At 61.8% G+C, this 19973-nt stretch carries 17 protein-coding genes; 13 read left to right on the top strand and 4 right to left on the bottom strand.

Going from position 1 to position 19973, the window contains the following annotated elements; translation table 11 throughout:
* The first annotated feature begins 71 nt into the window (after positions 1-71).
* The gene (locus ACA071_RS16745) at positions 72-1313 is read left to right on the top strand and encodes an OprD family porin (RefSeq protein ID WP_497640176.1); all 1242 of its coding nucleotides are present in this window, start codon (positions 72-74) and stop codon (positions 1311-1313) included.
* Positions 1314-1492: 179 nt separating this feature from the next.
* Here ACA071_RS16745 and ACA071_RS16740 read toward each other — a convergent pair whose 3' ends face one another.
* Both ACA071_RS16740 and ACA071_RS16735 read right to left on the bottom strand, forming a co-directional pair.
* Positions 1493-2275 (bottom strand): transporter substrate-binding domain-containing protein, encoded by a 783-nt coding sequence (locus tag ACA071_RS16740; protein ID WP_497645325.1) that lies wholly within the window; start codon positions 2273-2275, stop codon positions 1493-1495.
* A gap of 57 nt (positions 2276-2332) precedes the next feature.
* Complete coding sequence (locus ACA071_RS16735) at positions 2333-3304, bottom strand: NAD-dependent epimerase/dehydratase family protein (protein ID WP_497640175.1); 972 nt, start codon at positions 3302-3304, stop codon at positions 2333-2335.
* A gap of 90 nt (positions 3305-3394) precedes the next feature.
* Between ACA071_RS16735 and ACA071_RS16730 the strand changes: the two genes are divergently transcribed.
* Positions 3395-4285 (top strand): LysR family transcriptional regulator, encoded by an 891-nt coding sequence (locus ACA071_RS16730; protein WP_497640174.1) that lies wholly within the window; start codon positions 3395-3397, stop codon positions 4283-4285.
* Here ACA071_RS16730 and ACA071_RS16725 read toward each other — a convergent pair.
* Positions 4278-4985 (bottom strand): cupin domain-containing protein, encoded by a 708-nt coding sequence (locus ACA071_RS16725; protein WP_497640173.1) that lies wholly within the window; start codon positions 4983-4985, stop codon positions 4278-4280. The two genes, ACA071_RS16730 and ACA071_RS16725, sit on opposite strands and share 8 nt — an antisense overlap.
* A 61-nt stretch (positions 4986-5046) precedes the next feature.
* Complete coding sequence (locus tag ACA071_RS16720; protein ID WP_497640172.1) at positions 5047-5892, bottom strand: GNAT family N-acetyltransferase; 846 nt, start codon at positions 5890-5892, stop codon at positions 5047-5049.
* Positions 5893-6134: 242 nt separating this feature from the next.
* Between ACA071_RS16720 and ACA071_RS16715 the strand changes: the two genes are divergently transcribed.
* From ACA071_RS16715 to argE, 11 genes are all read left to right on the top strand, one after another.
* Complete coding sequence (locus ACA071_RS16715) at positions 6135-7607, top strand: aldehyde dehydrogenase family protein (RefSeq protein WP_497640171.1); 1473 nt, start codon at positions 6135-6137, stop codon at positions 7605-7607.
* Positions 7608-8349: 742 nt separating this feature from the next.
* On the top strand, positions 8350-9018 hold the full coding sequence (locus tag ACA071_RS16710; RefSeq protein WP_497640170.1) for a haloacid dehalogenase type II: 669 nt from the start codon (positions 8350-8352) through the stop codon (positions 9016-9018).
* Positions 9019-9044: 26 nt separating this feature from the next.
* Positions 9045-10319, top strand: a complete 1275-nt coding sequence (locus ACA071_RS16705) for an NAD(P)/FAD-dependent oxidoreductase (protein ID WP_497640169.1) — start codon at positions 9045-9047, stop codon at positions 10317-10319.
* Between the two features lie 94 nt (positions 10320-10413).
* Positions 10414-12051 carry an ABC transporter substrate-binding protein gene (locus tag ACA071_RS16700; RefSeq protein WP_497640168.1) on the top strand — a complete coding sequence of 546 codons (1638 nt, stop codon included), beginning with the start codon at positions 10414-10416 and terminating at the stop codon, positions 12049-12051.
* Between the two features lie 56 nt (positions 12052-12107).
* Positions 12108-13064, top strand: coding sequence for an ABC transporter permease (locus tag ACA071_RS16695; RefSeq protein ID WP_497640167.1), 957 nt, complete (start codon positions 12108-12110; stop codon positions 13062-13064).
* Complete coding sequence (locus ACA071_RS16690) at positions 13061-13936, top strand: ABC transporter permease (protein WP_169369273.1); 876 nt, start codon at positions 13061-13063, stop codon at positions 13934-13936. The genes ACA071_RS16695 and ACA071_RS16690 overlap by 4 nt, the downstream gene beginning before the upstream one ends.
* A 1-nt stretch (position 13937) precedes the next feature.
* Complete coding sequence (locus ACA071_RS16685; RefSeq protein WP_497640166.1) at positions 13938-15779, top strand: ABC transporter ATP-binding protein; 1842 nt, start codon at positions 13938-13940, stop codon at positions 15777-15779.
* On the top strand, positions 15776-16084 hold the full coding sequence (locus tag ACA071_RS16680; RefSeq protein ID WP_497640165.1) for a (2Fe-2S)-binding protein: 309 nt from the start codon (positions 15776-15778) through the stop codon (positions 16082-16084). Before ACA071_RS16685 ends, ACA071_RS16680 begins: the two co-directional genes overlap by 4 nt.
* Positions 16066-17442, top strand: coding sequence for an FAD/NAD(P)-dependent oxidoreductase (locus ACA071_RS16675; RefSeq protein ID WP_497640164.1), 1377 nt, complete (start codon positions 16066-16068; stop codon positions 17440-17442). Before ACA071_RS16680 ends, ACA071_RS16675 begins: the two co-directional genes overlap by 19 nt.
* The gene (locus ACA071_RS16670; protein ID WP_497640163.1) at positions 17439-18593 is read left to right on the top strand and encodes an NAD(P)/FAD-dependent oxidoreductase; all 1155 of its coding nucleotides are present in this window, start codon (positions 17439-17441) and stop codon (positions 18591-18593) included. Before ACA071_RS16675 ends, ACA071_RS16670 begins: the two co-directional genes overlap by 4 nt.
* A complete protein-coding gene (gene argE / locus ACA071_RS16665) occupies positions 18590-19747 on the top strand; it encodes an acetylornithine deacetylase (RefSeq protein ID WP_497640162.1) in 1158 nt (385 codons plus the stop codon). The genes ACA071_RS16670 and argE overlap by 4 nt, the downstream gene beginning before the upstream one ends.
* Positions 19748-19973 lie beyond the last annotated feature (226 nt).

Here is a 19973-nt window from a genome sequence, read left to right as displayed (position 1 = left end):
TTAAAACAACCATCGGACGCGATCGCAACGCCCCCGAGAGGGCTCGCTCGCGTCCGTAAAAGGAGCAAAGCATGCGTCATTTCACTTCCACCCAGCGGTTGTTGACCCCGGTTGGCACCTTGCTCGGCTTGAGCCTGATCGGTGTACCAAGCGCCCAGGCGGATTTCATTGCCGACAGTAAGGGCAGCCTGGAAGCCCGCAACTTCTACTTCAACCGCGACTTTCGTCAGGAAGGCGCGCGGGACAAGGCCGAGGAATGGGCGCAGGGTTTTCTGCTGCGGATGGAGTCCGGCTACACCGCCGGCACCCTGGGTTTTGGACTGGACGCCTTGGGCATGGCCGGTTTCAAACTGGACTCCGGCGGCGGGACTGCGGGCACCAATCTGTTGCCGCCGGATTTATCGGGCGGTTCGCAGGATCAATATGGCGAGCTGGGTCTGACCGCCAAGGTGCGCCTGTCCAACAGCACCCTGAAGTTAGGGACATTGCAGATCAAGGACCCGGTGGTGAGTTCCAACGACACGCGGCTGTTGCCGGGAACCTTCAAGGGCGGCTTGCTGAGCGTGCAGGAAATCGACCGGTTGAAGCTGACTGCCGGGCAATTTACCCAGATCAATTTTGTCGACTCCACCGACTATCAGGACATGACCGCCAACCGCATTGGCGGCAGCAGCGACAAGTTCCAGTTCGCCGGGGCGGACTATCAGTTCTTGCCTAACCTCACGGCGCAATACCGCTACGGCAAGCTGGAAAACATCTACCAGCAAAACTACCTTGGGTTCGTCCATGCCCTGGACTTGGGCGCGGGTCAATCACTGAAGAGTGACGTGCGCTACGCGCGCAGTACCGAGGACGGCAATTTCCGCAAGATCGACAACCAGGCCTTCGGCGCGCTGTTTACCTACAGCCTCGGCGGGCATGCGCTGGGCTTGGGTTACCAGCGCATGAGCGGCGATGACCCGTTCCCGTACATCGGCCGCAGTGATCCCTATCTGGTCAACTTCGTGCAGATCGGTGACTTCGCCAACATCGACGAACACTCCTGGCAAGCCCGCTACGACTACAACTTCGCCGCGCTCGGTGTGCCGGGGTTGAGTTTTATGACCCGCTACATTTCTGGCGACAACGTGCAACGCAGTGCGCCGGGCGAGGGCAAGGAGTGGGAGCGCAACACCGACATCGCCTACGTCGTGCAGGACGGCACACTGAAAGGGCTGGGGTTTAAATGGCGTAATGCTTCGGTGCGTTCGAACTTTGGCAATGACCTGGATGAAAATCGGCTGATCGTCAGTTATACCGTGGGGCTTTGGTAAAGCCCGCTCATTTTCCAGTCCACCGAAAACCCAGTGGCCCAACCCACTCTATGTAGCAGCTGGCGAAGCCTGCGTCCGGCTGCGCAGCAGTCGTGAATCCCGTACACGCGGTGTGCCTGACAGACCGCGGCGTCTGGTTTTACGACTGCTGCGCAGCCGGACGCAGGCTTCGCCAGCTGCTACGGGATCGCCAACCACTGGCCCACAACTTTCTGATAGTTGCCAGTGACCTTGCTCAGGTGCAACCACTGATCAACATACTGCTTCCACGTAACATCATCACGCGGCAGCAGATAGGCCTTCTCGCCATACTGGAAATACTGGCTCGGGTTCACCGCGCACAACCCAGGCTTGAGTTTCTGCTGGTACAGCGCCTCGGAGGCATCGGTAATCATCACGTCGGCTTTCTTGTCCAGCAATGCCTGGAACAGCGTCACATTGTCGTGCAGCATCAACTGCGCCTTGGGCAGGAAGGCATGCACAAACGCCTCATTGGTGCCGCCGGCCGGTTCGATCAGCCGCACTGACGGCTGGTTGATCTGCTCGACTGTCTGGTAACGCGCCTGATCTTCGCAGCGTACCAACGGAACCTTGCCATCGACGTCGAGGGTGCTGCTGAAAAAGGCTTTTTTCTGCCGTTCCAGCGTCACCGAAATCCCGCCCATCGCGATGTCGCATTTGCCCGCGAGCAGGTCGGGCATCAGGGTTTTCCAGGTGGTTTGCTCCCATTTCACCTTGGCACCCAGGCTGTCAGCCAGCGAGCGAGCCATCGCAATGTCGATGCCTTCGTACTCGCCGTTTTCATTTTTATAGGTGTAGGGCTTGTAGTCCCCGGTGGTGCAGACCGTCAGCACACCTTGCTGCATGACACTGTCCAGGTGCGAAGGTGTTTCCTGTGCCTGTACGCCCCAGGGCAGGGCGAGCAATCCACAGAAGATCAGCGTGTGTTTTTTGTTGTTCATCGGTTCGGCGCTCACTTTCAAATCCTATGAGAGGTGCGCCGAGTATCGCTGAAAGCTTCAACGATGGGGGAGCGCAAGACAGCCCAAACCTTTCAGGGTGGTTTCGACCGCTTGTTCCAGCGGCGTGTGCGGTTCGGTCCCGAGCACCGCCAGCAAACGGCTGTTGTCCATGCGCAACGGTTGTTGCCACAGGTAGCGCATCTCCAGAAGTTCACGCAGCGTGGTGACAAAAGGCGAGACCAGGCGCGCCAGCCACCACGGAAAGGGTCGCAATTTCGCCTGCCCGCCATCGCGTTCAACGCAGCGTGCAATGGCGGTTGCGATCTGCGTGCCATCGGCGTCCCAATACCCGGCCATATGGAAGGTCGAGAAGGGTGCCAGACGCTCCCGATGGCCGAGTAATTGCACCATGGTCTGCGCGACATCCGGCAAATAGGCCCATTGATGACCGACGCCGGGATCGCTCGGCAGGTTGATGCGCTTCACCGCTTGCCCAGGCTTGATCATCCCTTGGGAAAACCAACTGTTGCCGGCCTGCGGACCAAAAAAATCGCCGCTGCGCAGCACAATTGCCCGTGCGCCTTGTTGTGTTGCGGCGTGCAATCGTTGTTCGAGCTGGACGCGGATCTGGCCTTTGCGGGTCAGTGGATGCTGCGGTGAATCCTCGGTCAACTGCGGGAAGGCATCCGGGCCGAAGTTGTAGACCGTGCCGGGCAACACAATGGTGGCGCCTTCTTTCAAGGCGGCGCCGATGGTGTTATCCATCATCGGCAGCACCCATTCATGCCAGCGACGATAACCGGGCGGATTCACCGCGTGGATCAGCACGCTGCAACCCCTTGCGGCGCGCATCACGTCATCGCGATTCAGCGCATCGCCACGCAGATAGAGAATGCCCTCGCGGGTTTCGCGGCTTTGCGTGAGGCCGCGTTGCAGCGCCTGGACTTGCCATCCCGCGTCGCGCAACTGGCGGGCCACTTCGCCGCCGATGCCACCCGTTGCACCCAGTACTAGAACTTTCTGCGCCATGTCACGTTCTCCCGAATTGAAATCCATTCTGGCGCTACGGACGGGATGAAAGAAATTGCTGAATATCCACCACTAGCTATACATTTATGTATGACTAAAAATATTGGCTGGGAACTCTATCGAAGCTTTCTGGCGGTGCTGACCCACGGCTCGCTGTCGGCGGCCGCGCGGGCGCTGGGCATTACCCAGCCGACCGTGGGGCGCCACGTTGCCGAACTCGAAGCCTCGTTCAAACAGACCTTGTTCACGCGCTCAAGAACGGGATTGATGCCAACCGAAGCGGCATTGACCTTGCGCAGTTACGCCGAGGCCATGCACAGCAACGCGGCGGCCCTGGAGCGGGCGATGGCCGGACAGGGGCAAACGACGGGCGGCACGGTGCGCGTTACCGCCAGCGAAGTGATTGCCGTGGAAGTGCTGCCGCCTGCATTGGCGCGGCTGCGTCAGGCACATCCGCAACTCACCATTGAACTGGTGGCCACCAACCGCGTGCAGGATTTGTTGCAACGCGAGGCCGACATCGCCGTGCGTATGACCGCGCCGAAACAGGAGCAACTCATCGCCCGCAGTGTCGGCAACGTCAAGATCGGGCTCCACGCCCAAGCCGATTACCTGCACCAGTTCGGCACGCCGGCAGTACCGGCAGACCTGGCTCGGCACACATTGATCGGCTTCGACACCGAGACACCATTCCTGCGCGCCGCCAGCAAACGCGTGCCAGGCTGGAGCCGCGAAGGCTTTTCCTTGCGTTCCGACAGCGACCTGGCCCAACTTGCCATGATCCGGGCGGGCGCTGGCATCGGGTTTTGCCAGTCGGCAATTGCCAGGCGCGACGCGAGTCTGGTGCAGGTATTACCCGAGCACCTCACCTTCCAACTGGACGCCTGGGTCACCATGCACGAAGACCTGCGCAACAGCCCGCGCTGCAAAGTGGTGTTTGACGCATTAGTGCAGTGCCTGCTGACGCATACCGCTATTTGACGGCATACACCTTGCGTACATACCGCGTGCTTTTCCAGGCGCACGGTGCACCTTGCGGCACGAACACGCTGTCGCCGGTGTTGACCGTCACGCTTGATCCATCCGCTGCGAGCAAGGTCACGCTGCCTTCAATCAAGTGCATCAATTCATTGAGTTTGTGCGCGCGGCCATGACGTTCGTAAGGCGTCGAGTCCCAGACGCCGACACGCAGATCGGTGGCCGCATCTTCAAAGGCATTGCGTGACCGGCATTGCGGCGTCGGGCCGATCAGGATTTGCGGTTCCGGTGCTGCCGAAGGCGAGAGCATCGCCAGTGGATCAAGCAAGGTCAGGCCGGGTGTCGGCACTGCGGTGGACATGGCACAAAAGGCCCATTGAGTACCAGCGTGGGCTTCGATCCGCAGCGCCGTTCCGCGAGCGATCACCGCGCTGGCACCGATACCCAGTTCCAGTGTCTGCTCTATGGTTTTCAGCACCACATGGCCGGCGTGGACGACGATCACTTCGGTGTGCGGGAAATCCTCGATATCAAACACTTCGCCGGCTTCCACGATGCCGGCAGACACCCCGTCGAGCCCGGACCAGGCGACCTGACGACTGTCGATAAATGGGTCCAGAGCACTCAACGGCATCGCTTTGAAAGGCGTGGCAATGCGGCTGCCGTCAGCGCGAGCCAACAGCAGAACGGTAGGTTGGGACATACGGGTGACGCTCCATGCAAATAAAGGTGTTGGGTGACGAGGGTTATATCGGGCCAAGCGATCAGCCGATGGCTTGGGTGACCACGGCAAACTGGCGTATGCCGTCGGCACTTTGCGGCGGGGTGCCACGGGCCATCAGCGCGACGGTGTCGACCTGCTTGAGACCGGCGGTTTCCAGCCAGTCGCTCAGGCCGCTATCCGCCGGAATGTCGATGCGTACGAAGGTGTCCGGCACCTGGGCGAGCAACGTCGCGATCAGGTGTTGGGCTTGCTCCAGGTTTTCGGCAACCACCGGGCCAACGCCGCGACCACGGCCGTAGGGACGCAGCATGGCGAAGGCGCGCACCTGGCCGTCGCGCTCGATGACCACGGCGTGCTCGATGACATCGAACAGGTCGCTTAGCACGGCTTGTCGGTCCATTCCAGTACCGGCGTTGGCCAGTTCGAGCACGCGCGCCTTATCGGCGTCACGCAGTGGGCGACCGGTTTCGCCCTCGGCCAGCGGCGCTGGGGCAGGGGCTTGCGCCAGGCCTTGATGCTGCTGAATCCGTCCAAACTCGACAAAGCCCTGACTGACATAAAGCGGCGCACCGGCGAGGGTCGCGTTCAACACTGGCGTGCGTTTCTGGCAAGCATCCAGCGCCTGCTCCATCAACTGGCGGCCGATGCCCTGGCCTTGATAATCATCGCTGACGATCACCAGGCCAATGGTGGCGAAATCCCCTTGAGGGCAGGTGAAAGCCGTGCCGATCAGCCGCTCGCCATCGAGCGCTACGAAGCCGTCGCTGAGTCGCAGCACCATGGCCCAGTCGTCCAGCCGATGGGGCCACTTCAATTGCACGGACAAAGCGTGGGCTGCCGGCAGATCGGCAGCGGTCATCGGGCGATAAACATAAGGGGCGGACATGGCGAGTCTCCGTTGAACAGTGTGCACGAGCGGCCGGTTTTCCGGCGTGATGGTGCCTGTATCCCATCTGCGTGAAGGGCTGACAAGAGGGCTTGGAACATTCGGCAGATTCCGCGAGGCAGAGGCCACAAGACCACACTTACTACTTATTTGCACGGCAAGGTCGGCAGCAAATGCTTGGGCTTTTTTTCTACGATGGAAGTCTGAATCAACGACTCGCCAGCCCTATTTTGGAGTGCTCCATGGATAGCTTCGATCCTCGTCTTATCGCTGTGCGCAGCGCCCATTTTATCGGCGGCCAATACCGCGATGCGCAACCGGGACTGGAGGTGGTGCGGCCCTCGGACGGCCAGGTCTACGCCGGGTTGCCGATTGCCGATGCCGGCCTGGTGGATGAAGCGGTCAACAATGCCTGGCAGGCGTTCAACCGCAGCGATTGGGCCAGCCGGCCACCTCGGGAGCGGGCGCGGGTCATGCGCCGTTGGGCTGATCTGATCGAAGCGGACGCCGAGATTCTTGCGCCATTGGAAGCGGTCGGCTCAACCCGCCCGCATAAAGATGTGATTGCCTGGGACATTCCCTACGTCGCCGAAGGCATTCGCTTTTTTGCTGAACTGGCAGACAAGCACGGTGGCCAGGTCGCGGCGACCCAGACCGACCGATTGGGTATGCAGATCGCCGAACCTTACGGTGTGATCGCGGCCATTGCGCCGTGGAATTTCCCGTTGAGCATGGCCTCCTGGAAAGTCGCCCCGGCCTTGGCCGCAGGGAATGCCGTGGTGCTCAAGCCTTCGGAACTGACGCCATTCTCCAGCCTGCGTTTTGCCGAACTGGCACTACAGGCGGGCATTCCGGCGGGGATTTTCAACGTGGTCCAGGGTGATGGCCGCATCACTGGCGACGCGTTGTGCCGGCATCCACGCGTGGGCAAGGTGACCTTTACCGGTTCTACCGCCACCGGGTCGAGCATCATGTCGACCTGCGCGTTGGTGGGGCCGAAACCGGTGACGCTGGAACTCGGCGGCAAGAGTCCGCAACTGGTGTTCGCCGACATACCGGACATCGCCAAAACCGCACGCACCGTGGCGCTGGCCATTACCGGGAATGCTGGGCAGGTCTGCGTGTCCGGTTCTCGGTTGCTGATTCAGCGCTCGATCATGGAACCGTTTATCGCGCACTTGCTGGCGTACTTTGAAGAGCTGCGCCCCGGTCCGACCTGGTCGCCCGAGAGCATGCTGTCACCGATCATTTCCCGACTCCAGGCCAATCGTATTGACGGTATTGTCCAGCGCTCGCGCCAGGCTGGGGCCGAAGTGCTGACCGGTGGCGGATTGTTTGAAGGGTTGGGCGGTGCGTATTACCAGCCGACGCTGCTGGCCGGCCTCGACAATCAGAACCCGGCAGTCTGCGAAGAAATCTTCGGCCCGGTGCTGACGGTGCAGGCGTTTGATGATGAAGAGCAGGCGCTGAGCCTGGCCGCGCATGCCACCTATGGCCTGGCGGCGGGCGTACACACGGCCGACATCAATCGCGCCCTGCGGCTGGTGCGCAAGCTGGAAGCGGGGACGGTGTGGGTCAATCGTTACGGTCGTAGTAATGACTACATCCTCCCGACGGGTGGCTACAAACGCTCGGGCATCGGCAAGGATTTGGGGCGTGAAGCGTTTGAAGCGAACCTGCGCTTCAAGAGTGTGCTGATCGATATCCTCCAATAGATACCCCGTAGCAGCTGCCGAGCCAGTGTTTGCTTGTAGCAGCTGCCGAGGCACGAGGCTGCGTTCGGCTGCGAAGCAGTCGTAAAACCTGAGTACACGGTTTAACTGGAACACCGCAGCGCCTGATCTGGCGACTGCTTCGCAGCCGAACGCAGCCTCGTGCCTCGACAGCTGCTACAAGCCGAACGCAGCCTCGTGCCTCGGCAGCTGCTACAAGCCGAACGCAGCCTCGTGCCTCGACAGCTGCTACAAGCCGAACGAGGCCTCGTGCCTCGGCAGCTGCTACAAGCCGAACGCAGCCTCGTGCCTCGACAGCTGCTACAAGCCGAACGAGGTCTCGTGCTTCGGCGGCGGCTACAAGCCGAATGCAGCAGCTGCTACAAGGTGCCAAGGGTAAGCTCGAAATCAGCACCCAAACGGGCGCTTCCCCAGGGAAGCGCCCGTTTTCATTCAGCCCGGCGCAGTTTCTGCGGCCAATCGCGGCACACACGGGCCGCACAGGGCTATAAAGGTCCATAAGAGCGCACAAATACGGGGTTTGCCCAAGGCTGGAGCGGGCCGCAAAGTCTGCTGAGGGGGGCGGTCAAAACGGTGGTTTGTATCGAGCAGAGGTCGCTTTTAACGCCATCTGCTGATTTCACGGTGTTGTAATGACGGTGTGCTGCAGCGTTGCATCACAGCTTCGCAAACCACGCGAATGCCAGTCACGCCATGACCTCAACGAACTTCAGGACCGCACTCAATGAGCTTTCTTCGCCCCAAATTCATTACGTTCGACTGCTACGGTACGCTGACCAATTTCCACATGGGCACGATGACTCGCGAGATTTTCGCTGATCGCGTACCTGCCGGGCAGATGGACCAATTCGTCAAGGATTTCTCGGCCTATCGCCTGGACCAGGTCATGGGCGACTGGATGCCTTACGACGAAATCCTCAAGACCGCCCTGGCCCGGACCTGCAAGCGTTGGGGTATCGAATACCGCAACGAAGGTCAGCTGTATTACGACGCCGTACCGACCTGGGGCCCGCACCCGGACGTCCCGGCCGGCCTGTCGAAAATCGCCGACAAGATCCCGCTGGTGATTTTCTCCAACGCCAGCGACAGCCAGATCATGTCCAACGTCGACAAGCTCGGCGCGCCGTTCCACAAAGTCTTCACCGCCGAACAGGCCCAGGCCTACAAACCGCGTCTGGCGGCGTTCGAGTACATGCTCGACAACCTCAACTGCGGCCCGGAAGACATCTTGCATGTGTCCTCCAGCTTCCGTTACGACCTGATGCCGGCCCACGACATGAAGATCAAGAACAAGGCCTTCGTCGCCCGTGGTCACGAAGTCCCGGGCAACGCGTTCTACGGCTACCAGCAGATCACCGATATCGGTGGGCTCGCGGCACTGGTTGGTCTCTGAGTCGCAACTGCACAAGGGGTTAGACAATGGGCAGTGAATCCTACTGGCTCGACACCGCACCGGCCTTCACCGGTGCTCAGCTCGGCACATTGCCCGGGCAGGTCGACGTGGCCATCGTCGGTGGCGGTTTCACCGGGTTGGCGGCGGCTCGGGCGTTGGCCTTGAAGGGCGCCAGTGTGGTGGTGCTCGAAGCCGGGCGGGTGATCGGCGAGGCCTCGGGGCGCAACGGCGGCCAGTGCAACACCGGGGTCGCCCAGGATTACGCCGGCCTCAGCGCCAGCCTCGGTGCCGACAAGGCGCGGGCCTATTACCAGGCCTACGAAAGTGCGGTGCAGAGCGTGGTGTCGCTGGTCGAGCAGGAGCAAATCGCCTGCGACCTGATCCGCAACGGCAAGCTCAAATTGGCCGCCAAGCCGATGCACTACGAGGGCCTGGCGCGGACGTGCGAATTGATTCGCCGGGAAGTCGATGCCGAGGTCGAGTTGCTGTCCGCCGAACAGACCCGCGCCGAAGTGAATTCGGCGCAGTTTCACGGCGGCTTGCTGCAGCGTAACGGCGTGCAAATGCACGTTGGACGCTTCGGCGTTGGGCTGGCTGAAGCGGCGGCAAGGCACGGCGCGCTTATCCACCAAGGCACTTCGGTGCTGGACTGGAAAGCTCAGGCCGGTGGCTATCAGGTCAACACCAACAAGGGTTCGCTGCACGCCGGGCAAGTCTTGCTGGCCACCGGCGCCTGTCAGCACGGCGGCTTGGGCTGGTATCGACGGCGGATCGTCCCGGTGGGCAGTTTCGTCATCGCCACCGAAGTACTTTCCAAAGAGCTGATCGAGCAGTTGCTGCCGGGCCGTCGCGCCTATGTCACCAGCCGCATGATCGGCAACTACTTCCGCCTGACCCCGGATAACCGCCTGCTGTTCGGCGGTCGTGCCCGGTTCGCGATGTCCGACAGTGTGAACGACGCCAAGAGCGGCAAGGTCCTGCAAGCCGCGATGGTGCAGATGTTCCCGCAATTGGCCAACGTGAACATCGACTACTGCTGGGGCGGCTTGGTGGATATGACCTCCGATCGCTTGCCCCGAGCCGGCCAGCATGGCGGCGTTTATCACTCCATGGGCTACAGCGGCCACGGGGTGCAGATGTCGGTGCACATGGGCCAGGTCATGGCCGAGGTGATGGCCGGCAAAGTTGAAGCCAACCCCTGGCGCGAACTCGACTGGCCGGCGATCCCCGGGCATTTCGGCAAGCCGTGGTTCCTGCCGTTCGTGGGCGCCTATTACCGCTTCCAGGACTATTTGCATTGAGTTGATGTTGTGGCGTCACCGTCGTTTGCGTTTCCAGGACGCTCCGGTTAACCGGGGCACTCGAGCCTTCTCATTTTCGACAGGTACAACTGATATGACTGACAACAAGATCGACTCACCCCTGATTTCCGGCCAGGACAGCTTGCGAGTGTTCGAAGGCCTCAATCGCGGCATGTCGCGCCGCAACGCCCTGCAAATGCTCGGCGTGGCGGGTGTTGCCGCCGCCGGTGCCGGCAGCTTGTTCGGCGCCGCCGGCAAGCTCTTCGCCGAAGAAGCCGCCACCCCAGGCAAAGGCAAACCCGGCGGACGGATTCGTGTCGCCGGCATGTCCAGCTCCACCGCCGACACCCTCGACCCGGCCAAAGGTGCGCTGTCCACCGACTACGTGCGCCACTTCATGTTCTACAACGGCCTGACCCGTTTCGACACGCACCTGGTGCCGCAACTGGAACTGGCCGAGCGCATCGACAACACCGATGCCACGCTGTGGACCATCACCCTGCGCAAGGACGTGACCTTCCACAACGGCAAGACCCTGAGCGCCGCCGACGTGGTGTTCTCGCTGTCGCGGCACAAGGACCCGCTGACCGGCTCCAAAGTCATGCCGTTGATGGAACAGTTCGCCGAGATCAAGGCTACCGGCACCAACGAAGTGCAGATCCGCCTCAGTGCGCCAAACGCCGAGTTGCCGTCGATCCTCGCCGTGTCGCATCTGTTGATCGTTCCCGAAGGCACCACTGACTTCAACCAGGGCATCGGCACCGGGCCGTTCAAGGTCAAGGAATTCAAACCGGGCGTGCGTTCGATTGCCGCGCGCAACACCGGCTACTGGAAACCGGGCCTGCCGTACCTCGACGAGATTGAGTTCATTGCGATTGGCGACGAGGCATCCCGGGTCAACGCGCTGCTGTCCGGCGACGTGCACATGATCAACGAGGTCAACCCGCGTTCCACCACCCGGATCAAGGCCAGCGCCAAGCACCGGGTCGTCGATGCGCCGTCGGGCAACTACACTGATTTGATCATCCGTCAGGATCAGATGCCGGGTAAAAGTGCGGAATTCACTCAGGCGATGAAGCACCTGATGGACCGCGAACAGATCAAATCCGCTGTATTCCGTGGCTTTGCAGTGGTCGGTAACGACCATCCGATTGCCCCGGGTTCGCGCTACTACAACGCCGACCTGCCGCAAACCGTCTACGACCCGGAAAAAGCCAAGTTCCTGCTGAAGAAGGCCGGCATGGAAAGCATCAGCATGCCGCTGGTGGCGTCACCAGCCGCCACTGGTTCGGTGGACATCGCGGTGCTGTTGCAGCAATCGGCGAAACAGGCCGGGCTCAAGCTCGACGTCAACCGTTTGCCGAGCGACGGCTACTGGTCCAACCACTGGATGAAGCACCCGCTGAGCTTCGGCAACATCAACCCGCGACCGAACGCCGACGTGATGTTCTCGCAGTTCTTCCAGTCGAAGGCGCCGTGGAACGAATCCGGTTGGCAGAACGACCAGTTCGACCAGTTGCTGATGCTCGCTCGCGGCGAGACCGACGACGCCAAGCGCAGCAAGATGTACGCCGACATGCAAACCCTGGTGCATGACCATTGCGGCATCGGCGTGCCGGTGTTCATCAGCAACATCGACGGCGTTGACCAGCGCATCAAGGGCTACGGCAGCAATCCGCTGGGCGGTTTCATGGGCTACATGTTCGCCGAACAGGTCTGGCTGGATGCTTGATGGGGCCTTGATGGGTAGTCGTGTTGTACGTCAGGGACAGTGCAGGAGGGTAGGCGATGAATAGCAACACACTGTGGTTGATCGGTCGGCGCCTGGGCGCCGCGATCGTGACTTTGTTGATCGTGTCCATGGTCGTGTTTGCGATCACGGCGGTACTGCCGGGGGACGCGGCGCAACAATCGCTCGGGCAATTCGCCACGCCGGAACAGGTGGCGGCGTTGCGCCTGAAAATGGGGCTCGACCAGCCCGGTGTGCTGCGTTACCTGCACTGGTTGATGAACCTGCTCAGCGGCGACATGGGCCTGTCGGTGTCCAACGCCATGCCGGTCGGCGAGTTGATGGCCGGGCGCGTGCCGAACACCTTGATGCTGGCGGCCGCCACGGCGCTGGTGTCGGTGCCGGTCGCATTGATTCTGGGCATCGGTTCGGCAATGGGCCGTGGCGGGCGCATCGACAGCTTCCTGAGCTTCTTCACCCTGGCCATGGTCGCCGTGCCGGAGTTCCTGGTGGCGACCCTGGCGGTGCTGATTTTCGCGGTGAACCTGGGCTGGTTGTCGGCGCTGTCCTACGCCAGTGACATCACCTCACCCTGGCAATTCATGCGCACTTACGCGTTGCCGGTGATGACCCTGTGCTGCGTGATCGTCGCGCAAATGGCGCGGATGACCCGCGCCGCTGTGATCGATCAACTCGACAGCCCTTACGTGGAAATGGCCCGGCTCAAGGGCGTGAGCCCGATGCGCATCGTGCTGCGCCATGCCTTGCCCAATGCGATCGGGCCGATTGCCAACGCCATCGCCCTGAGCCTGTCGTACCTGCTGGGCGGGGTGGTGATTGTCGAGACGATCTTCAACTATCCCGGCATCGCCAGCCTGATGGTCGATGCCGTGACCAACCGTGACATGGCGCTGGTCCAGGCCTGCACCATGCTGTTTTGCACGGCATACCTGGGGTTGGTGCTGATTGCCGACCTGTGCGCGATTCTGTCCAATCCGAGGCTGAGAAACCAATGAACAATCTCATTGTGAAATCGACGCCTGCGACCCCCGACCTGTCGGTTGGCAAGGTGTCCCATGGCCCCGCGTGGCTGGGCCTGATCGGGGCTGCGATGTGCGTGATCTGGTTGCTGGTGGCGATCTTCGGCCCGTGGCTGGCGCCGCACCCGGTCGGCGAAGTGGTCTCCGACAATGTGTTTGACAGCATCAGTGCCGTTTACCCGTTCGGCACCGATTACCTTGGGCGCGACATGCTCAGCCGCGTTCTGGTCGGCGCGAAGTTCACAGTCGGCCTGGCGTTGATCGCCGCCGTGTTGGCCAGCGGTTTGGGCACCAGTTGCGCGTTGCTGTCGGTGGTGTCGCCGAAGTGGCTGGACGAAGTGATCAGCCGCTTGATGGATGCGTTTATCTCGATCCCGAGCAAGATGCTGGCGCTGATCATGGTCTCAGCCTTTGGCTCATCGGTGACTTTGCTGATCTGCACCGCCGTACTGAGTTTCACCCCCGGCGCGTTCCGCATTGCCCGCAGCATGGCGGTGAACATCGAAGCGCTGGAATACGTGCAAGTCGCCCGTACCCGTGGCGAACGCCGCTTGTACATCGCCTGCGTGGAAATCCTGCCGAACATGCTCAACCCGGTGCTGACCGATTTGGGCCTGCGCTTTGGCTTCATCGTGTTGCTGCTCAGTGGCATGAGCTTCCTTGGTCTCGGTGTGCAACCACCGGATGCTGACCTCGGGTCCCTGGTGCGGGAAAACATTGGCGGCCTCAATCAGGGCGCGCCGGCCATCGTGATTCCGGCGTTGGCCATTGGCACCCTGACCATTGGTGTGAATCTGTTTATCGACAGACTGTCGTCCCGACGTAGTCGCCGTACGGGAGGTCATTGAGATGAGTGAATTGATTCGAGTTGAAGACCTGCACGTAGTCGCCTGTGGCGAGCGCGGCGAGGTAGAAATCGTCAAAGGCGTGAGCTTCGCCCTGGAAAAAGGTGAAGTGCTGGCGTTGATCGGTGAGTCCGGCTCCGGCAAGACCACCATCGCCCTGGCGCTGCTGGGCTATGCGCGGCGCGGTTGCCGGTTGTCCGGGGGCGTGGTGCAGGTCGGTGAGCACGACATGCTCGCACTGAGCGAAAAGGAATTGCAGGGGCTGCGCGGCAACCGGGTGTCCTACATCGCGCAAAGCGCGGCGGCGGCGTTCAACCCGGCGAAGAAACTGATCGATCAAGTGGTGGAGGGCGCGTTGATTCATGGCCTCGGCAGCCGCGCCGTGCTCGAAGCCAAAGCCATCGAACTGTTCCGCGACCTGGCATTGCCGGACCCGGATCGCATTGGCCAGCGTTACCCGCATCAAGTGTCGGGCGGGCAATTGCAGCGAGTGATGGCGGCCATGGCGTTGATCAGCGATCCATTGCTGGTGGTGCTCGACGAACCGACCACCGCCCTCGACGTGACCACCCAGATCGACGTGCTCCGCGCTTTCAAACGTGTGGTCCGTGAACGTGGAGCGACGGCGGTCTACGTCTCCCACGACCTCGCCGTAGTGGCGCAAATGGCCGATCAAATCGTCGTGCTCAACGGCGGCCAGATCTTCGAACAGAGCGCCACCGCGCCGCTGCTCAAAGGCCCGGCCCACGAGTACACCCGCAGTCTGCTGGCAGCGGCGCGGCCCGACACGACGATTCGCCCACCCTGCGGCGTGGCGGAAGACACGCCATTGCTGACGATTCAGGGCCTGACCGCCGGTTACGGCAACAAGAACATGCAAGGCATGCCGTCGATCCGCGTGCTGGAAGACATCGACCTGACCGTGCGCCGGGGCCAAGCCATCGGGGTGATCGGTGAGTCGGGTTCCGGCAAATCGACCCTGGCGCGGGTGGTAGCAGGGTTGCTGACCCCGGCGTTGGGCGGCTTGACCTTTGACGGTCAGCCCTTGGGCGGCAGCCTCTCGGAGCGTACCGACGAGCAATTCCGTCGCATCCAAATGGTCTTCCAGAACGCCGACACCGCACTCAACCCGATGCACAGCGTCGGTACCATTCTCAGTCGGCCGCTGAAGATGTATTTCGGCCTCAAGGGCGCCGCGTTGCGCGAGCGTATCGGCGAGTTGCTGGACCTGGTGCGTTTACCACGAACCATGGCCGAACGGCGGCCGAATGAACTGTCCGGCGGGCAAAAACAACGGGTCAACCTGGCGCGTGCTTTGGCGGCGAAACCGGATCTGATCCTCTGCGATGAAGTGACCTCGGCGCTGGACACGGTGGTCGGCGCAGCGATTCTCGAACTGTTGCGCGATCTGCGTCAGGAATTGGGAGTCTCGTACCTGTTCATCAGCCACGACATCTCCACCGTGCGGGCGCTATGCGACGACATTGTGGTGATGTACAGCGGCCACAAGATCCAGGCCGGCACTCGGCAGTCGTTTGCCCAGGCGCCGTTCCATCCGTACACCGATTTGTTGATCCATTCGGTGCCGGAACTGCGCCAGGGCTGGCTGGAAAACTGCGGCACCACTTGCGGCGAACTGCCGCCAATTGGCCCTAAAGCCAACGTGCCGGAACTCTGCACCTTCCTCAGCCGCTGCCCGGTACGAGTCGATGGCTTGTGCAATCGCACCGCGCCAAACCGCCGGATCATCGACGGCGGCAGTGAAATTCTCTGTCACCACGACAGCGCGGAATTGCTGAAAACCCAGCAGGATGTGATCACCATGACCCAGGGAGCCTATGCATGAAGGGGCGTTTTGTGAGGCTGGCCGAGCAGGGCCGGCCGACCGTCAGTTTGCAGGTGGATGGCGCGGCCATTGAGGCATTGCAGGGCGATACCTTGATGGTGGCGTTGCTGACTCAGGGCACCGCGCTGCGCCAGTCGGAGTTTGATTCCGGTCGGCGCGCCGGGTTTTGCCTGATGGGCGCCTGTCAGGATTGCTGGGTCTGGACCCGCAGTGGCGAGCGTCTGCGGGCTTGCTCCAACGAAGTCCGTGAAGGGCTGGACATCGTCACCACACAACCGGAGGCGACATGGCCACTGCACGGATAGTCATCGTTGGCGCCGGGCCGGCCGGTATTCGCTGTGCCGAAACCCTTGTGGCGGCGGGGTTTAAGCCGATCCTGATTGATGAAAATCGTCGGGATGGCGGGCAGATTTACCGTCGGCAGCCGGAAGGGTTTACTCGTAATTACGCCACGCTGTACGGCACCGAGGCGCGTAAGGCGCGGGACCTGCACGACAGTTTTGATCGCCTGCGCGGTTCTATTGATTACCGCCCGGACACGCTGGTGTGGAACCTGACGCCGGGAAAATTGTGCTGCGTCAAACAGGGCAAGCACACGACGGTAGATTACGACGCACTGATCCTGTGCACCGGTGCCACCGACCGCTTGATGCCGATTGAAGGCTGGCAACTGGCGGGAACCTATAGCCTCGGCGGGGCGCAGATTGCGCTCAAGTCCCAGGCGGTTTCCATTGGTCATAGCGTGGTGTTTATGGGCAGCGGGCCGTTGCTGTACCTGGTCGCGAGCCAGTACGTGAAGGCCGGCGCGAACGTGGCGGCGGTGCTCGACACCTCGCCGTTCAGCAAGCGCATTGGCGCCTTGCCCAAATTGCTGGCGCGGCCCGGATTGCTTTTCACCGGGATGAAGCTGTTGGCGCAGTTGTATCGGGCGAAGATTCCGGTGCATTTGGGGATCAAACCTTTGCAAGTGCAGGGCGATGCGGCCAGCGGTGTCAGTGGCGTGCGAGTGCTGACGGCTCGTGGCGAGGATTTAACCGTCGAATGCGACGCCGTAGCGCTGGGCTATCACCTGCGCCCAGAAACCCAATTGGCGGATCTGGCCGGGTGCCGCATGCGCTTCGACGAGGCGTCCGGGCAATGGTGGCTGGCGGTGGATGAAGAGGGCCGGACCTCAGTCAGCGGCGTGTATGCCGCCGGTGACGGTTCGAAGATTCGCGGCGCGGACGCTGCCGAGCACGCCGGACGGCTGGTGGCCATGGCACTGCTGGAAGACCAGCAGCAACCGGTGAACGCTGGGTTGCGCGACGAACAGCGCCAAGCGTTGGCGGTGATGGATCAGTTTCGCCTCGGTTTGGCCCAAGCGTTTCCCTGGCCTGCCGAACAAGCCAAAGCCTTGCCCGACACCGCGATTGTTTGCCGCTGCGAGATGATCAGCGCCGGCGAATTGCGTGGGGTGGTCCGTGAGAAGGGTGCCTGCGAAGTCAATCGGGCCAAGGCCTTCAGCCGGGTCGGCATGGGCCGCTGCCAAGGCCGTTATTGCTCCCAGGCTGGCGCTGAAGTGATCGCCGCCGCAGCAGGCGTCAGCGTGCAACAAGTCGGCCGCCAACGCGGCCAGGCGCCGGTCAAACCCCTTTCGATGCTCACCGAGGAGGTGTCGCCATGACCTTGCAGAAAGCCGATGTGGTGATTGTCGGCGGCGGCCTGATGGGCTCGGCGGCGGCGTTTTTCCTGCGCAGACGCGGGCAGTCGGTGATCCTGCTGGAGCGCGACCAGATCGGTCAGTACGCCAGCGGCGTGAACTTCGGCAACGTCCGGCGTCAGGGCCGTTATCTGGGGCAGCTAGAGTTGGCCAACCGCTCCTGGGCGTTGTGGAAACGCTTGCCGGAACTGATCGACGATGACCTGGAATTCATCGCCAGCGGGCACATGCGCGTGTGCTATCGCGAAGACGAAATTGCCGAGCTTGAGGCGTATGCCGCTGCTCCCGAAGCCGCGCAATTGGACCTGAAGATTTATCGCGGCGCCGAACTGCACCAGCGGTTTCCTTTCCTTGGGTCGGACGTGAAGGGCGGCTCTTACGCGCCCCACGATGGCCACGCCAACCCGCGTCTGGCCGCCCCGGCATTTGCCCGTGCGGCACGGCGTCTCGGCGCGCAGATCGAGGAACAGACCGAAGTCGCCGAGGTACAGAAAGTCGGCGGCGAGTTCAGTGTCACCACCACCGACGGCCGCCAGTTCAGCGCAGCACAACTGCTGATCACTGCCGGTGCGTGGGGGCAAAAACTCTCGGATCAGTTCGGAGAACCGGTGCCGCTGGATACCCACGGCCCGCAAATGGCCGTGACCGAACCGGTGCCGTATGCCTTGCCGACGGTGATCGGCGTGTACACCAAGATTCCTGAAGAAGTGATCTACTTCCGGCAGATCCCCCGCGGCAACATCGTCATCGGCGGTGGTTATCGCAGCAAACCGGACATGCTCAATCGCCGGGCCTATGTCGAGCCGCGCAGCATCCTCAACCAGATGGAACAGATGCGGCGCCTGTTGCCCGGTGTCGGCAACCTCAACATTATCCGCGTCTGGAGCGGCATCGAAGGTTATCTGCCGGACTCCTTGCCGATCATGGGCCCGAGCGGTACGGTCGACGGCTTGTTCTACGCGTTCGGCTTCTGCGGTCACGGCTTCCAGCTCGGCCCCGGCGTCGGCGACGTCATGGCCGAACTGATCAGCACCGGCAGCACCAGCACTTCGATTGAGCCGTTCTCCATTCGCCGGTTCGCCCATTTAGCCGAGCAACGGAGCAAGGCCTCATGAAACCCCGTGTACTGGATATTCTCAAACGCTTGATGGCCTTCGACACCGTCTCTTCCGAGTCGAACATGGCCCTCATTGAATACGTGCGGGACCTGCTGCTGAGCAAGGGCATCGAGTCGCTGATCGTCAAGGATGAAACCGGCAAGAAGGCCAACCTGTTTGCCAGCACCGGCCCGAAAGAGCTGCCGGGGATTTTGCTGTCCGGGCACACCGATGTGGTGCCGGCGGCGGGGCAGGCCTGGACTGTGCCGCCGTTCCAGGCGACGGTGCAGGACGGCAAGATCTACGGGCGCGGCAGTTGCGACATGAAAGGCTTCATCGCCCTGGCCATCGACGCGATGCTCGATGCCGCCGACCATTCCCTGAGCCGGCCGCTGCAACTGGCGCTGTCCCATGACGAAGAAACCGGTTGCGTCGGCGTGCGCCGCTTGCTCGACGTGCTGCACCTGACGCCGGTGCGGCCGTTTTTGTGCCTGATCGGCGAGCCGACCAACATGCAATTCGTGCTCGGGCACAAGGGCAAGGGCTCGTATCGCACCTATTGCCGGGGCCTGGAGGCGCATTCCTCGCTGGCGCCGCGCTCGGTCAATGCGATCCACGTCGCCTGCGATTTCATCGCCGCGCTTCGGCAAAGCCAGCAGCAACTGCAAGCGCAGGGCGCCCAGGATGCCGACTACGACGTGCCTTACAGCACCGTGCACGTCGGGCAAATCGGCGGCGGCCGGGCGCTGAACATCGTACCGAACCTCTGCACCCTGGATTTCGAAGTGCGCAATCTGCCGGCGGATAATCTGGATCAGTTCCTGGAACAGATGCAGGAACGCGCCGAACTGATCGTCCGTGAGGCGCGGTTGCTGTCGAGTGTGGCGGCGATCGAAATCGAAACCCTCAACGTCTATCCCGGCCTCGATACCCACCCGAGTGTTGAAGCGGTGCGTTTTCTGAAAAACTTCGCCGCGCCGGATACCGGTACGGCCAAGGTGTCGTTCGGCACTGAAGGTGGGTTGTTCAAGCAGCGTCTGGATGTGCCGGTGGTGGTCTGCGGACCGGGCTCGATTGAACAGGCGCACAAGCCGGACGAGTTTATCGAGATCAGCCAGATGGAGGCCGGGGAGCGGTTTCTTGAAGGTTTGCTTGGTTCCCTGAAGTTGTAGAGAAGATCGTTCCCACGCTCTGCGTGGGAATGCCTCAACGGACGCTCCGCGTTCGGCTCTGAATGGGACGCGGAGCGTCCCTGGCTGCATTCCCACGCAGAGCGTGGGAACGATCATCTGCCGTTCCACCGCCAATTTCAGCATCCGACGCTGTCCTCAAATCGCTTTCAGCATCCTCATCCGCAGCACCTCCATAGACTTAAGCCTGTCTCGGATCAGGACTCGA

It is taken from the genome of Pseudomonas sp. LBUM1646, from assembly GCF_059716165.1.
This window is presented reverse-complemented; position numbering and strand designations above follow the sequence as displayed.